The 12994-nt window shown below is 60.4% G+C and carries 17 protein-coding genes and 1 tRNA gene; 8 read left to right on the forward strand and 10 right to left on the reverse strand.

From position 1 onward, the window contains the following. Positions 1 to 2: 2 nt before the first annotated feature. Positions 3 to 953 carry a 3-methyladenine DNA glycosylase gene (locus tag AB0O97_RS12895; RefSeq protein ID WP_363883183.1) on the forward strand — a complete coding sequence of 317 codons (951 nt, stop codon included), beginning with the start codon at positions 3 to 5 and terminating at the stop codon, positions 951 to 953. 105 nt (positions 954 to 1058) lie between these two features. After that, on the forward strand, positions 1059 to 1337 hold the full coding sequence (locus AB0O97_RS12900) for an antibiotic biosynthesis monooxygenase (RefSeq protein ID WP_363843103.1): 279 nt from the start codon (positions 1059 to 1061) through the stop codon (positions 1335 to 1337). 137 nt (positions 1338 to 1474) lie between these two features. Here AB0O97_RS12900 and AB0O97_RS12905 read toward each other — a convergent pair whose 3' ends face one another. Continuing rightward, the gene (locus AB0O97_RS12905; protein WP_363843100.1) at positions 1475 to 1855 is read right to left on the reverse strand and encodes a thioredoxin domain-containing protein; all 381 of its coding nucleotides are present in this window, start codon (positions 1853 to 1855) and stop codon (positions 1475 to 1477) included. 283 nt (positions 1856 to 2138) lie between these two features. Between AB0O97_RS12905 and AB0O97_RS12910 the strand changes: the two genes are divergently transcribed. Continuing rightward, positions 2139 to 2375: a hypothetical protein gene (locus tag AB0O97_RS12910; RefSeq protein WP_363843097.1), complete on the forward strand. Its 237-nt coding sequence runs from the start codon at positions 2139 to 2141 to the stop codon at positions 2373 to 2375. 60 nt (positions 2376 to 2435) lie between these two features. Here the strand turns inward: AB0O97_RS12910 and AB0O97_RS12915 are convergent, their stop codons facing one another. The 3 genes from AB0O97_RS12915 to AB0O97_RS12925 all read right to left on the reverse strand — a co-directional run bounded on the left by AB0O97_RS12915 (position 2436) and on the right by AB0O97_RS12925 (position 3909). After that, positions 2436 to 3200: a hypothetical protein gene (locus tag AB0O97_RS12915; protein ID WP_363883185.1), complete on the reverse strand. Its 765-nt coding sequence runs from the start codon at positions 3198 to 3200 to the stop codon at positions 2436 to 2438. Positions 3201 to 3307: 107 nt separating this feature from the next. After that, positions 3308 to 3392 (reverse strand) — tRNA-Tyr (locus AB0O97_RS12920). A 166-nt stretch (positions 3393 to 3558) separates the two neighbouring features. Beyond that, the gene (locus AB0O97_RS12925) at positions 3559 to 3909 is read right to left on the reverse strand and encodes a hypothetical protein (RefSeq protein WP_363883188.1); all 351 of its coding nucleotides are present in this window, start codon (positions 3907 to 3909) and stop codon (positions 3559 to 3561) included. Positions 3910 to 4110: 201 nt separating this feature from the next. Here AB0O97_RS12925 and AB0O97_RS12930 point away from each other — a divergent pair, with 201 nt between their 5' ends. After that, positions 4111 to 4599 carry a YajQ family cyclic di-GMP-binding protein gene (locus tag AB0O97_RS12930; RefSeq protein WP_363843088.1) on the forward strand — a complete coding sequence of 163 codons (489 nt, stop codon included), beginning with the start codon at positions 4111 to 4113 and terminating at the stop codon, positions 4597 to 4599. A gap of 205 nt (positions 4600 to 4804) precedes the next feature. Further along, complete coding sequence (locus AB0O97_RS12935; RefSeq protein WP_363883191.1) at positions 4805 to 5581, forward strand: VOC family protein; 777 nt, start codon at positions 4805 to 4807, stop codon at positions 5579 to 5581. Between the two features lie 123 nt (positions 5582 to 5704). Here AB0O97_RS12935 and AB0O97_RS12940 read toward each other — a convergent pair whose 3' ends face one another. The 4 genes from AB0O97_RS12940 to AB0O97_RS12955 form a co-directional block, all read right to left on the reverse strand. After that, positions 5705 to 5830: a hypothetical protein gene (locus AB0O97_RS12940; RefSeq protein ID WP_363843082.1), complete on the reverse strand. Its 126-nt coding sequence runs from the start codon at positions 5828 to 5830 to the stop codon at positions 5705 to 5707. A 141-nt stretch (positions 5831 to 5971) separates the two neighbouring features. After that, a complete protein-coding gene (locus AB0O97_RS12945; protein ID WP_363883194.1) occupies positions 5972 to 6640 on the reverse strand; it encodes a response regulator transcription factor in 669 nt (222 codons plus the stop codon). Next, positions 6637 to 7986 carry a histidine kinase gene (locus AB0O97_RS12950; RefSeq protein ID WP_363883197.1) on the reverse strand — a complete coding sequence of 450 codons (1350 nt, stop codon included), beginning with the start codon at positions 7984 to 7986 and terminating at the stop codon, positions 6637 to 6639. Before AB0O97_RS12950 ends, AB0O97_RS12945 begins: the two co-directional genes overlap by 4 nt. A 10-nt stretch (positions 7987 to 7996) precedes the next feature. After that, a complete protein-coding gene (locus AB0O97_RS12955) occupies positions 7997 to 8668 on the reverse strand; it encodes a histidine phosphatase family protein (RefSeq protein WP_363883199.1) in 672 nt (223 codons plus the stop codon). 92 nt (positions 8669 to 8760) lie between these two features. Here AB0O97_RS12955 and AB0O97_RS12960 point away from each other — a divergent pair, with 92 nt between their 5' ends. Both AB0O97_RS12960 and AB0O97_RS12965 read left to right on the forward strand, forming a co-directional pair. Next, entirely contained in the window at positions 8761 to 9654 is an 894-nt protein-coding gene (locus AB0O97_RS12960) for a hypothetical protein (RefSeq protein WP_363843070.1), read from the forward strand. Beyond that, entirely contained in the window at positions 9651 to 10037 is a 387-nt protein-coding gene (locus AB0O97_RS12965; RefSeq protein WP_363843067.1) for an ankyrin repeat domain-containing protein, read from the forward strand. Before AB0O97_RS12960 ends, AB0O97_RS12965 begins: the two co-directional genes overlap by 4 nt. Before the next feature lie 138 nt (positions 10038 to 10175). Here AB0O97_RS12965 and AB0O97_RS12970 read toward each other — a convergent pair whose 3' ends face one another. Both AB0O97_RS12970 and AB0O97_RS12975 read right to left on the reverse strand, forming a co-directional pair. Then, positions 10176 to 11645 carry a catalase gene (locus AB0O97_RS12970; RefSeq protein ID WP_363883202.1) on the reverse strand — a complete coding sequence of 490 codons (1470 nt, stop codon included), beginning with the start codon at positions 11643 to 11645 and terminating at the stop codon, positions 10176 to 10178. Positions 11646 to 11647: 2 nt separating this feature from the next. Next, a complete protein-coding gene (locus AB0O97_RS12975) occupies positions 11648 to 12115 on the reverse strand; it encodes a Fur family transcriptional regulator (protein WP_363883205.1) in 468 nt (155 codons plus the stop codon). A 151-nt stretch (positions 12116 to 12266) separates the two neighbouring features. Here AB0O97_RS12975 and AB0O97_RS12980 point away from each other — a divergent pair, with 151 nt between their 5' ends. Further along, complete coding sequence (locus tag AB0O97_RS12980; RefSeq protein WP_363883208.1) at positions 12267 to 12902, forward strand: DUF2461 domain-containing protein; 636 nt, start codon at positions 12267 to 12269, stop codon at positions 12900 to 12902. Positions 12903 to 12994: the final 92 nt, after the last annotated feature.

The raw sequence follows: 12994 nt of genomic DNA on the forward strand, positions 1-12994 counted from the left end.
CTATGACCACCACGCACCAGGACTCCATCGCAGTTTGGGATGCCGGCGCCCCCTATTCGCTGACGCAGACGTTGGGCATCATTGGTCGCGGCCCGGGCGATCGGACCGTGCGGCTGACCCCGGAGAACGCGTGGTTGGCATTCAACACCCCCGCCGGCCCGGCAACCTTGGGCATTTCTCAGCGAGGCACCGAGCTGCATGCACGGGCCTGGGGGCCGGGCGCCGACCATGCGCTGGAATCCGCCCCTGCACTGCTAGGAGCCCACGACGACTGGTCCGCTTTCGACTCCCCCACCGTTACCGAGACGCTCCCGGCCCGCGTCCGGGAAGCACGACGACGGCACCCGGCCCTGCGCCTGCCTGCCACTGGGCGGATGGTTGACGCCCTGGTACCGGCCATCTTGGAGCAGAAAGTCACGGCCCTTGAGGCCCTCCGCGGCTATGCGGTTCTGTTGAGAAAGTTCGGCTTGCCCGCCCCCGGCGCTGGAACAAATGCAGCAGTCCCCACCGATTTGATGGTGGCCCCGACACCTGCCCAATGGGCTCAGATTCCGTCATGGGAGTGGCACAGGGCTGGCGTTGGACCACAGCGTTCGGCCACGGTCCAGCGGATGCTGCGCTCGTCGTCGGGCTTGGAGCGTTTGAGCGCGCTGCCAGCCGCAGAGGCTGGGGCCAAGCTGCAGAGCATTCCTGGCATTGGGGCCTGGACGGCAGCAGAAGTCACCCAACGCACGCACTCGGATGCCGATCAGGTGGCGGTGGGCGACTACCATCTGGCCGCCTATGTGGGCTGGGCACTGGCCGGAAAACCAGTGGACGATGCGGGCATGTTGGAACTTCTTGAACCATGGCGCGGCCACCGCCAGCGCGTGGTGCGGCTGCTCCAGCTCAGCGGTCTCCGCAAACCCACGTTCGGGCCACGAATGACTATTCAGGACCATCGAGGACACTAACTCACTGATCGGGACCCGCCCACGTCACTTTTGCGGATCTTGCGCACGCGTTCATAGAGCGGAACAACTTCCCGCCCGAACCCTCGCATCACTTAGGCTGGTTGCATGAGCGAGATCATCAACCTACAGGCCACCTTTATCCCCAACGAGGGCGAATTCTTCCGTGTGAAGCTTGCACTGGACATCGCGATTGAGCAGGTCGTCGAAGAGACCGGCTGCATTCAGTATGAAATCACCGAGGAATCGGAAGAGAAGATTGTTTTGACCGAGCAGTGGGCCTCCGAAGAGGACCTGACCAAGCACAGCAAGGGCATTGCCGTGCAGGACCTCAACGAATCTCTCAGCGCCCTGCTGGCAAAGCCGGTGGAACTGGTTCGCAGCTAAACCAGCTGGCCGTGGGGTCCTGAGCCCTCGGACACCCAAATGACCCGTTAGATAAGGTCGCTTAGATGGATCTAAGCGACCTTATCTAACGGGTCATTTGTGGTTGCGAACTTTGGCGAGTCCTTGGGTGCGGAACCCTATTCGGAAGCGGTGCCTTCGGCTGCCTTCGCAGCAACTGCTGCGTGAACTTCGCTCATGTCTAGGGCCTTGACGGCGTCAATGACAGAGTCAAGCTGGGTACCGTTCAACGCGCCGGGCTGGGCGAAAACCAGCACCTTTTCTCGGAACGCCATCAGTGTCGGGATGGAGGTGATATTAGCTTCGGCGGCAAGCTGCTGCTGCGCTTCCGTGTCAACCTTGCCGAACACAATGTCGCCGTGCTTTTCCGAAGCCGCCTCAAAAGTGGGCGCAAAGCGCACACAGGGCTGGCACCAAGATGCCCAAAAATCAACGATCACAATGTCGTTGCCCTCAATGGTGGGGCCAAAAGATTCTGTGGTGATTTCAACTGTAGCCATGCCTTAACCGTACGGGATTAGTCCGGCGTTTGGCTGTGGTTTCGCTCACCGCGTGAGGGAATGGGCAGCCCGTCCGCCTGCCGGTGTGGCACCCGGGCGGGCAAGGGAAGAGAAGCCAGCAGCCGGCGTCGTGCGCGCACAAAGACAAAGGCGCAGGCAGGTTCACGGAATTTTGAACGGAAAAACACCCTGAGTTCACGGCGAGTTCACCTTGTCCGGGCAAACTGTCGGTGTAAAGAAACTAGAACTGGAAGCAGCGATGACTTTCGTATCAGGAGAAACCATGGCACGACGCACTCACCACACAGCCTTCATTAACCCCGACAACCACGACGTGTGGCCGACGATGAGCAAGGACGCTCCGGTGGCTTTGGTCAACGACCGCGGCTGGCGTCTTTCGGGCCGCGTTGAAACACTGTCCCACGACCGCCAATGCTTGTGGATCCAGCTTGATTCCGGCATGGGGCGCCAGCTGATTCACCACCAGGACGGCTTTGTGCTGGAAGACGAAGCCAGCTAGGGCTGCCACTAAAAATAATTGCCCGGCCCTATAAACGGGACCGGGCAATTGCTGTTCCCGTTACTCGTCGGGCCCGATCATTGAAACGAATTCCAGCGCCTGTGCCTCGCCCACATCCGAATGATCCCGCAAGAGTCGGACGGCTTCGTCGTGATTTCCGGACAGGGCCAGCTGACGGATCTGCCCGTAGATTTCTGCGTTGAGGCGAGTACTGGCCACCTCACGGACTTCATTGCCCTGCGAAACGATGGCCCGGTATCGGTAGCTGCCAGTGGCGGCAACTGCAGGGGTTGCGGGTGTGGCAACCGACGGCGTGGCGCTGATGATGTCATCTACGGTCAGCGGCCCCTCCTTAATGCTGGGTGCAGTCTGCGTGGTGGGCTCATGCTGCGGGAACTGCGCAGGTGTCGCAGGCTCAGGCCTGGGCTGCGGAAACTGTGCCAAGGCGGCTACAGCCGCGGCCGCATCTCCCAGCCCAGTCTTGGTGGCTTTGCGGTATTCCTTGACGGCATTGAGTACCTGGTGCTGGGCGATCAGGGCGTACACCCTCCGATGAGCTTCCGGGCTGAGCCTGGCACTGGCCTCCTGTGCGTCCTCCCGCGTGATTTCATTGCGGGAGCGCTTGCGGGCTGCCTCCGGGGCAGAAGATACGGAGTCCCGGTTTCGGTCGTGGACCGAGTGTGGGCCTTGCCTCGTATCTTGCCCAGGTGAGTGCTGCTGGCTGCGGCCCTGGGTTTGGGTGCCGCGCCGTCCCATGAACCGTGCACCAGCAATCACGACAATAACAATGACAAGCACAATAACCAGGGGCACGACGTATTCCATGCCTTAACTGTAGTTCGCGTTTGACGTCCCGTCCGGCCCCACTTTGGCTCTGGTACAACAAAAAACCCGGAACTTGCGATTTCTCGCGAAGTTCCGGGTTTCCGGTTTGGTGGCAGATACTGGATTCGAACCAGTGAAGGCGTTGCCAGCTGATTTACAGTCAGCCCCCTTTGGCCACTCGGGTAATCTGCCATGGCCACCACACCCAAACTTCGGGTCCGGCTTTCGCCCCCAACAAGTGGAAGCAGTAAAACAATACAAGGAATTTCGCCAAGAATCTAATCGAGAGGCCCCCGGCGCCGAAATTGGCGCGGACAGCAGTACATTCCCCTACAAAGTCGCTCATCAGCCGACGGTGTCAGGCCTTGCCTTGGATCCGCTTGACCAGCTCATTTTCTAGGAACGCCGCCTGCTCAGTTGTGAGTTGTTGCAGCTTCACGGCCCGGGCCATATCTTCATGGACGCCAGCAATCCGTGACGACGCAGAATTTGGCGGAGAAGTGATGATACTTCCCGGCTCCAAGCCATGGGCCGAGCCGCTCACCAGTCCGGGCCCGCTCAAAACCGTCACCGCAGCTAGGGTCACCGCGGCCACCGCAGCACCTACCGATTTCCGTCCGACAGCGCCACGGCGTACCGGCAGCGTGACGGCGGATGATGACGCGGGGCTTGATGATGCGGGGCTTGCGGGGCTTGGATCCGTTGTCATTGTTTCTCCTAGAGCTAGGCGCTGGCAGTCTCAACACCTTCTACTCTGTCCTTCGTAGATGTGCACTTGCCCCGATACTCCTTATAGGACACTGTGAGCGGCACGCTACACCGCAGAACGGGCGAGTAGGACAGCGGCCAGCTAGGCTAGGAGGCAAATCAACCGTTCAAGTTTTTGAGTTTTCGAACCTGTGGAGGAATCATGGCCAGTGAGTCAACGTTCGACGTCGTTAGCAAAGTCGATAAGCAAGAAGTCGCCAACGCTCTGCACCAGGCCCAAAAGGAAGTAGTCCAGCGCTACGACTTCAAGGGTGTGGGCGCCGAGATCGATTTCAGCGGCGAGAAAATCCTGCTGAAGGCCAACTCCGAAGAACGCGTCATGGCCATCATGGACGTCTTCGAATCCAAATTGATCAAGCGCGGCATCTCCTTGAAGTCCCTCGACGCTGGCGAACCTTACGCCTCGGGCAAGGAATACCGCCTGGAGGCTGAGATCAAAGAAGGTATCGCCCAGGACATCGCCAAGAAGATCAACAAGCTCATCCGCGACGAAGGCCCCAAGGGCGTGAAGTCCACCATTCAGGGCGATGAACTGCGCGTGAGCTCCAAGAGCCGCGACGATCTTCAGGAAGTCATGGCCATGCTGCGCAAGTTCGAGGACGCCGACCTGCAGTTCGTCAACATGCGCTAACTGTCACAGCTGTATATTTGCAGCTACAAGCACAGTTGAGCTAAAAAGCGTCTGCTGCTGAAAGTCACCCCAAACTCGGGGGAAACTTTCAGCCAGCAGGCGCTTTTGCTCTTGCCCGGGCGCCGCCCCGGGCATAGTCTTCCTTTGCCCCCTAGATCCACCCCTTAGATCCACCTCACAGCAACTGAAGACGTTTGGAGCTGCCATGAACCCTCAAGGAATTCCCGCCGGGGCACCGTGCTGGATTGATCTGTTGACCTCGGACATGAACAAGTCCAGGGAATTTTACACAGCCCTTTTTGGCTGGAGCTACGACGTAGGCGATGAGGAAAAATACGGCGGCTACACCATGGCTTTCAAGGACGGCAAGAGCGTCGCTGGCCTCATGCAGTCCCGAGAAGACACCGACGGCTATCCGGATATGTGGACCACTTACTTGCGGGTTGACGACATTGAGACGACTATCGGAGCAGCTAAAACTGCTGGCGCCATGGTCTTCATGGAGCCCATGGCTGTCCCTGAACAAGGCAAAATGGCCATGCTCGGCGACCCCAGCGGCGCCTCAATCGGGCTGTGGGAGTTCGGCGGCCATACGGGTTTCCAGTTGCACGAGGAAATCGGCGCTGCCGCCTGGCACGAGCTCCACAGCAAGGACTATCCGGCGGCGGTCACCTTCTATCGGGACGTGTTCGGCCTGACTACCTCCGTCATGAGCGACTCCCCCGAGTTCCGCTACACCAACCTCATGGCTGGCGAACAAGAGCTGGCTGGCATCATGGATGCTGCCAATTTCCTGCCTGATGAGGTGCCGTCCAGCTGGCAGATTTACTTCCAGACCGACGACGTCGATGCCTCCATCGCCACGGCGCTCACCTTGGGTGCCACCATCATCAACCCGGCCGAAGATTCCCCTTATGGCAGGATCGCCGGCCTCAGCGACTGCACGGGCGCCATGTTCAAACTGGTCCAGCCACCAGCCTAGAATCAACACACAAACAGCCCCCAGCAGTGGCCGCACCGGTTTATAGAAAACGGGATTGACCACTGCTGCGGGCTGTTTGTTCAAAGTAAGAAGTGCGGGGCGATAAACTCCAAGCGAGAAGAGTTAGAGACCCAACTCGCCCAGCTTCTTGATGGATGCCGAATTCAGCAGGGCCGTCGCCAGAACAGGGGTGGGGCTCAATCCAATCCACTTCTGGTTACTGCCCGTGTTACTGGCTGCGGAGGTCAAATGCCCGTCGGACCTATACGTCCACTGCTGAGCACCATTTGATGAGTCACACGCAGCCGGGCGGCTGGGATCTAGCCAAAATGGCAGCGCAGTCTTAGCCCTCCTTCGCCTCCCCGACGCCGGTGGCTTGCCACCCACGAATCAGCTTCCGGGTTCCACCAGACCGGTGTCATAGGCGAGCACTACGGCTTGCACCCTGTCGCGAAGATCCAGCTTGGCTAAAATCTTGCTGACGTGGGTCTTCACCGTTTGTTGGGCGATGAACAGCTCGGCCGCAATTTCCTGGTTTGATTGCCCTCGTCCAATCAACGTCATCACTTCAAGCTCCCTGTCGGTGAGTCCAGCCAGCCGTTCCTGGGAAAGTACGGGCCTCGCTCGGGAAACCGCAAACTGCTCGATCAACCGCTTCGTCACCGACGGAGCCAGTAGCGCCTCCCCGGATGCCACGATACGCACGGCGGCGACCAGTTCTTCGGCGAGCGCGTCCTTGAGGAGGAAACCGCTGGCCCCGAGCTGCAGGGCATCATAGACATAGTCGTCCACGTCAAAGGTGGTCAGCATCAACACATGCGTGGCATTGGCATCAGGGGACCCGGCAAGGATCAGGCGTGCCGCTTCCAAACCGTCCATGACGGGCATGCGGACGTCCATCAACACCACGTCCGGACGGTGCAGCGCGGCTAGGTCCACTGCAATGGCCCCGTTCTCGGCCTGCCCCACAATTTCAATGTCGTCCTGGGCGCCGAGCAGGGCCGCAAAACCCTCCCGGACCATTGCCTGGTCATCAACAACCAACACTTTAATGCTCATGATTTGGTGTTTCCTTTGCCATTATTGGCGCTGAGGGGCAGTTTTGCAGTGACCGAGAAGCCACCGTCGGACGTTGGTGCACAAACAACGGACCCGCCCACAATGGCTGCCCGCTCCCGCATGCCGATCAATCCCTGCCCTACGTGCGCGCCCTTGTCTAGCTGAGCCATGACCATTCCCACGCCGGAGCTGGAGTTGACCACGGAGATTTCCAACAGTCCCCCGATCACGGTAAACCGCACCTGCACGGTGGCTCCGGGTGCGTGCCGGATCACGTTGCTCAGCGCTTCCTGCACGATCCGGTAGGACGTCAGGGCAATAATCTCGCCAATGTCATGGTTTTCAATGTCGGTGAGGGCCGGTTCGGGGATGCGCACCCCCGTGGAGCGGGCGGATGCGAAGAGCTGCGGAAGGTCAGCCAGCGTTGGTTGTGGCCCCAGTTCGCGCCCGGCTTCGCTGTTGCGCAGCGATCCGAGCATGCTGCGCATTTCAGTCATGGCTCGCCTCGAGTTCGCGGCGATGTCATCAAATTCCTGCTTGAGTTCCTCGCTGAGCCCTGCGTGCCGGTAGCGTGCCGTAGTTGCCTGTACCACCACCACGGACATTCCGTGGGCCACTACGTCGTGGAGCTCACGGGCAATGCGTGCACGTTCCTCAGCCAGCCTGCGCCTGGACTGTTCCTCAGCGCTGACACTTCGTTCGGCGGCAAGTTCGGCCCTCAGGTGCTGCCATTGCTGGACCACCACGGCGGCCACCATGAGCCCACCCGAGACGGCAGCGAAGATGACAACATTGTTTTGGGCCCCCAGCGACTGGCCATTTGGCATGGTCAAGTAATTTAGAATCACACCCACCATGACACTAGCCAGCCATCCCGCGGCCGAAACCATCCAGTGCACACGTAGCCCGGCAATACAGATCACCAACACCTGGGTGATCATGGCAACCACGCTGAAAGGCATCGGGGCTGCACCCACAGGGTCCGAGGCCAGCGGCATGACAGCCATCGGAATGAGTGAAACAATCACGCCGGCCACGGGCCGGGCTGCGGTCAGGCCCAAGGACGCCGAATGCAAGATCGCCATACCCAGCGCGAAGGGCAGGGCCATCTGGTACAAACTCATGTTCAGCGGTGCGCCCACGGCGAGAAGGGCGATACAGACGGCCGCCGTTCCCAGCCAGACCCAACTGATTCCCTTTAGCCGCCATAGATTGACAGAACTAAAGGGCGCAGTGGCTTCAACACCGCCGTGGGCAGTTGTCATCGCCGCAGTTGCCGTCTCGGGGCTGCGTCTCGCTGCTGGCTCAGCGGCCACGTTCACGGTCTTATTCTTAGCTGCTTTCATGCCCACAGGCTCAGGCTTCTGTAGTGATTTCCGCTGTGGGGCCATCAGCGTCCAGGCCGCTCAGTCCGCCAGCCGGTTTTCCCTGCCAAGACTGGATCCGCCAGCCTCCCGGCGCTGTTTTACCGGTCGGCTCGCCATCCAAGGTGACAATGCCGGTGTTTGAAAGATCATGGTATTTGGGGTCGGACCAGTCGATGTTGATGCCTCGGTGTCCAGCCCAAAAACGGATCATGGCACCGTGGCTGACCATGGCGGCGCTCTGATGAGTCTGGGCGGCTTCCTCCACCACCGCATCAAAGCGTTCCAGAATTTCGAAACCGTTGTCGGCCCCGGGCATCCGGACCGAGAGGTCACCTGTCAGCCAGGACTTGAGCGTGTTCAGGTACGCCTCAATCGAGGCCTTGTCGCCCTTCATTTCAAGATCGCCTGCGCTGATCTCCCGGAGCCCATCCCGCACTACAGGGGTGAGCTGGCGGGCGGCAGCGAGCGGGGCCGCCGTCAGCGCGGTGCGAGTCAGGTTCGAGATGTACAGAGCGTGCAGACTCTGTCCCGATACAGCGTCCGGGACCGCTGCTGCCTGCAACTCACCGAGCGGGGTCAACCCTGGCCCCGGGACGGCGGTATCCAGCAGGCTACGCACATTGTTGGGTGTTTGGCCGTGCCTAATCAAGATCAATCGCATGCTCCCATTCTGTCCTACTCCACTGAATTGCGTGCGACGCTCGACAACAGTGAGTTAGGCTGACAACAAATTCCACTGCCCGGGAGGTATGCGTGCCAGATACACGGGAGCAATTGCTCACATCGACGTTTTGGAGCATCCGCCGTCCCAAGTTCCCCTTGACCGAGGGCCACTTTGTGATCCGGCTCAATGACCCCTCCATTGCTTTCGGCCCCGAGTCGGCTGCGGATTTGCTGCATTGTTACGGCGAGCTGCGGCGCGCCTTAACCGATTTGGTGGGTGCCACTGCGGCGCAACTGTACATCTCCCGGAATTGGCAGCCTGTGGGTGACGCCATTGGCGAGCCCATTGCCGAAACGTCCACCCCGTCGCTGCACACCTTTTTTGTCTGGCCGGGAAGTCCGACGCCGGCTGCCGCACTCACCCGCCCGGCTCACCGGCGCATTGCGGCAAAAAGCGCAGGAGATGTGGATGAGGAACTAGGCCGCTGGCTTGCACTGGCAACCGCGGCAACTGAGCCTGGAACAGAGACGACCCCGCCGGCGCCTGAACATTCGCCTGCCCTCGAGCCTCTGGAATCCCCGGTAGCGGGCCCGGAAAGCCCTGCAGGATCAGAAGGGTGGCAGAACCGGTCTTTTCTGGTTGCGCCTGTTGATCCGGCCCCCGGCGAATCCATGGGAGCCGGCCAGTGGAGTGCATCCCCTCATTCAGCTGTCGACTCACTGGACAGGATGAGCCTAGAAGCGCTGTTGGAGCTGGTCCACGGCATCGAGAATTTGGCATGGGAATCCAGCCCCCGGCATGTGGGCATGTCGGTGTGGGCAACGGATCTGTGGGCCATTTCGATGTCCATTAATATCTTTGCTCGTGAGCACGGCAACGATGGCCGACTTACCGCGTTCGTTAACGCCGGAGGGCTGGATCTGCCACTGTCATCGCGAACGGTGAGGACAAGCACCAGCCCATCGCCTACTGTGGAGAAATGACCAATAACCCCTCCCTCAACGAAGAACAGACGGCCCAGCTGATCGCCATAGCCATGGACTTTGCCCGCGAAGGTAAGAGCGCCGAGCTGGCGGAGTTCCTTGACCACGGGCTCGAGCTAAACGTCCAAGACGCCGGTGGCAACACGCTCTTGATGCTGGCCGCTTACAAGGGCAACGCCGAGACGGTTTCCATGCTGCTAACGCGCGGAGCCGACCCGGATCTGCGCAACGCCCGGGACCAGTCACCCCTCGCCGGAGCCCTGTTCAAGGGCGAGGACGCCGTGGCTACGCTGCTGGTGGCAGCCGGGACCGACCTCGACGCTGGCACGCCTTCCGCCCGCACCACAGCCGCCATGTTCGGCCGCGAACACCTCCTCGGCTAGCCCTCTCCGCCTGCCCCGCCCCTTCCCCAGCCCCTCTCGCGAGGCTGGTGAACCCAGAAACCGGCGTTAACCAACGACGGCGGCACTCACCGTCCGCAATATGCGAAGGTAAGTGCCGCCGTCGTACGTCTTTAAGGACTAAGCCTTGGACGCCTGGTGAGCCTCAATGGCCGCACGAACACCTGCGCCGTAAGCCGGATCGGCCTGGGTGCAGTTGTAGATGTGACGCTCGATGGTGGCCTGTGAGGCACCGTCGATGGCGCGGGCGGTGTTCTCGAAGAGCACCTGGCGCTGCTCGTCAGTCATCTTCTCGCGGAAGAGGATACCGGGCTGCTCGAAGTAGTTGGCATCATCTTCGCGGTAGTTGAATCGGTCCGCGACAGCGCCAATGGCCTGTGCCGGATCGGCGTAGGCCGGCTGTTCCTGCCAGCGGCCGTACGAGTTCGGCTCGATGCCGGGGGTGCGCCCCTGGTTGCCGTCAACGCGGCCCTGGCCATCACGGTGGTACGTGTTGGCCGAGGCGTTCTTCGGTGCGTTTACAGGGATCTGGTGGTGGTTGACACCGAGGCGGTAGCGCTGGGCGTCACCGTAGGAGAAGAGGCGTGCCTGCAGCATGCGGTCCGGCGAGAAGCTGATGCCGGGGACAACGTTGGCCGGTGAGAATGCTGCCTGCTCGACGTCGGCAAAGTAGTTCTCGGCGTTGCGGTTCAGTTCCCACTCGCCAACCTCGATCAGCGGGTAGTCCTTCTTGGACCAGACCTTGGTGAGGTCAAACGGGTGGTACTTGTAGGTCTCGGCGTCGGCCTCGGGCATGATCTGGACCATGAGCTTCCACTTCGGGAAGTCGCCGTTCTCGATCGAGTCGAACAGGTCGCGCTGGCTGGACTCGCGGTCGGCTGCGACCACGGCACCTGCTTCTTCGTCGGTCAGGTTCTTGATGCCCTGCTGGGTCACGTGGTGGAACTTGACCCAGAAACGCTCGCCTTCGGCGTTGATCAGGGAGAAGGTGTGCGAGCCGAAGCCGTGCATGTGGCGGTAGCCGTCAGGGATGCCGCGGTCGGACATGACGATCGTGACCTGGTGCAGGGATTCCGGGAGGTTGGTCCAGAAGTCCCAGTTGTTCTCTGCACTGCGCAGGTTGGTGCGGGGATCGCGCTTGACGGCACGGTTCAGATCCGGGAACTTCAGGCCGTCGCGGAAGAAGAAGACGGGGGTGTTGTTGCCCACCAGGTCCCAGTTGCCCTCTTCGGTGTAGAACTTCACGGAGAAGCCGCGGATGTCGCGCTCGGCATCTGCTGCGCCGCGCTCACCGGCAACGGTGGAGAAGCGTGCGAAGAGCTCGGTCTGCTTGCCTACTTCGGAGAAGATGTTCGCCTTGGTGTACTTGGTGATGTCGTTGGTGACCGTGAAGGTACCAAATGCACCGGATCCCTTGGCGTGCATACGACGCTCGGGGATGACCTCGCGGCTGAAGTGGGCCAGCTTCTCAAGGAACCAGGCATCCTGGAGCAGCATCGGGCCGCGGGGTCCTGCCGTGAGGCTGTCCTGGTTGTTAGCAACGGGCGCACCTGCGGCCGTTGTCAGGGGTGCGGTGTTTTCGAAAGTCATCTTTACTTTTCGCTCCTTGTGGTATTCAGATCTTGCTCGTTCAGAAGTCTCTTGGCTGTGCAATCTGGGCAGGTTCCCCAGTAAATAACCTCGGCTTCATCAATGCTGAAGCCATGGCTATCAGAGGCATGCAAACAGGGTGCCGCACCGAGGGCGCAGTCCACATCTGCAATGTCTCCGCAACTGCGGCACACCACGTGGTGGTGGTTGTCCCCCACCCGTGTCTCAAACCGTGCAGGCGAGCCTGACGGTTCAATCCGGCGTACCAGATCGGCCTCTACCAGCGCCGCCAGCACGTCGTAGACGGCTTGCTTGGAGACGCTGCCCAGCTCGGTGCGAACAGCACCGATGATGGCGTCGGCATCGGCATGAGAGTGGTTGCTGACCGCACTGAGAACGGCAACGCGAGGACGAGTCACGCGCAGTGATGCTGCCCGCAATAAGTCCTCGATTGTTCGTTCCTTTTCCATGCCTCCCACCTTATCCACCTTTCTGGACTGAGTCCAGTAAAGGAGTTGCGGCGTGGCTCTTATTCCTCCACAGCTTCAGAAAAACGCCTACTCACGCACTAAAAGGCGCATCGCTCTAGCCCCTTTCCTGCCCCATCCCTAAGCTCAAACCATGAGTATATTTACCGGAATTCCCATGGCAGCAGTGGAGTTTTATGCCGCACTGGAGAAGAACAATAACAAGGAGTGGTGGCTTGGCCACAAGGACATTTACGACGCCGCTGTGAGGGCACCGCTGTTGGGTCTCCAACAAGCTGCGGAGGGAAAATTCGGCTCCGGAAAGATTTTTCGACCGTACCGCGATGTGCGGTTTTCTCCTGATAAGTCCCCGTACAAAATTGCGCAGGGAATGTTTGTCTCCAATTACGAAGAAGTGGGGTTCTATGTCCAGATTGACGCCGACGGTCTACTCGTGGGTGGCGGTTACCATTCCTCATCCCCGGCCCAGCTCTCCAGGTACCGGGCCGCGGTGGATTCTTCGGCGAGCGGCGCAGCACTCGAAACGATCCTGAAAGGCCTGGGCTCTGCGGGGCTCACCCTTGAGGGCCAAACCCTTAAGCGGGTTCCGCAGGGATTCGCTAAGGACCATCCCCGTGCTGAGCTGCTCAAACATAAGACCGTGAGTGCGTCCAAGCATCTCGGTACCCCTCTCTGGCTGGAAACAGCGCAGGCCGAACAGGAAATTCTCTCCTCCTGGGAGCAACTGCGTCCGCTGGTGGACTGGGTTATCCGCTACGCAGCGCCTTGAATCACATGGCCTGCACGGCCCCTGTCCCGGACACTAGCCACGTACTCCCGAACGATCTCACTGCAGCCAGGCTCGGAATTCACCGTCAGTTC

It is taken from the genome of Specibacter sp. NPDC078692, from assembly GCF_040686835.1.
GTDB lineage: Bacteria > Actinomycetota > Actinomycetes > Actinomycetales > Micrococcaceae > Specibacter.

Excerpts from the sequence above, each read along its gene's own strand:
- AB0O97_RS12895 (WP_363883183.1), top strand. The coding sequence starts at position 3 with ATGACCACCACGCACCAGGACTCCATCGCAGTTTGGGATGCCGGCGCC.
- AB0O97_RS12900 (WP_363843103.1), top strand. The coding sequence starts at position 1,059 with ATGAGCGAGATCATCAACCTACAGGCCACCTTTATCCCCAACGAGGGC.
- AB0O97_RS12905 (WP_363843100.1), bottom strand. The coding sequence starts at position 1,855 with ATGGCTACAGTTGAAATCACCACAGAATCTTTTGGCCCCACCATTGAG.
- AB0O97_RS12910 (WP_363843097.1), top strand. The coding sequence starts at position 2,139 with ATGGCACGACGCACTCACCACACAGCCTTCATTAACCCCGACAACCAC.
- AB0O97_RS12915 (WP_363883185.1), bottom strand. The coding sequence starts at position 3,200 with ATGGAATACGTCGTGCCCCTGGTTATTGTGCTTGTCATTGTTATTGTC.
- AB0O97_RS12925 (WP_363883188.1), bottom strand. The coding sequence starts at position 3,909 with ATGACAACGGATCCAAGCCCCGCAAGCCCCGCATCATCAAGCCCCGCG.
- AB0O97_RS12930 (WP_363843088.1), top strand. The coding sequence starts at position 4,111 with ATGGCCAGTGAGTCAACGTTCGACGTCGTTAGCAAAGTCGATAAGCAA.
- AB0O97_RS12935 (WP_363883191.1), top strand. The coding sequence starts at position 4,805 with ATGAACCCTCAAGGAATTCCCGCCGGGGCACCGTGCTGGATTGATCTG.
- AB0O97_RS12945 (WP_363883194.1), bottom strand. The coding sequence starts at position 6,640 with ATGAGCATTAAAGTGTTGGTTGTTGATGACCAGGCAATGGTCCGGGAG.
- AB0O97_RS12950 (WP_363883197.1), bottom strand. The coding sequence starts at position 7,986 with ATGAAAGCAGCTAAGAATAAGACCGTGAACGTGGCCGCTGAGCCAGCA.
- AB0O97_RS12955 (WP_363883199.1), bottom strand. The coding sequence starts at position 8,668 with ATGCGATTGATCTTGATTAGGCACGGCCAAACACCCAACAATGTGCGT.
- AB0O97_RS12965 (WP_363843067.1), top strand. The coding sequence starts at position 9,651 with ATGACCAATAACCCCTCCCTCAACGAAGAACAGACGGCCCAGCTGATC.
- AB0O97_RS12970 (WP_363883202.1), bottom strand. The coding sequence starts at position 11,645 with ATGACTTTCGAAAACACCGCACCCCTGACAACGGCCGCAGGTGCGCCC.
- AB0O97_RS12975 (WP_363883205.1), bottom strand. The coding sequence starts at position 12,115 with ATGGAAAAGGAACGAACAATCGAGGACTTATTGCGGGCAGCATCACTG.
- AB0O97_RS12980 (WP_363883208.1), top strand. The coding sequence starts at position 12,267 with ATGAGTATATTTACCGGAATTCCCATGGCAGCAGTGGAGTTTTATGCC.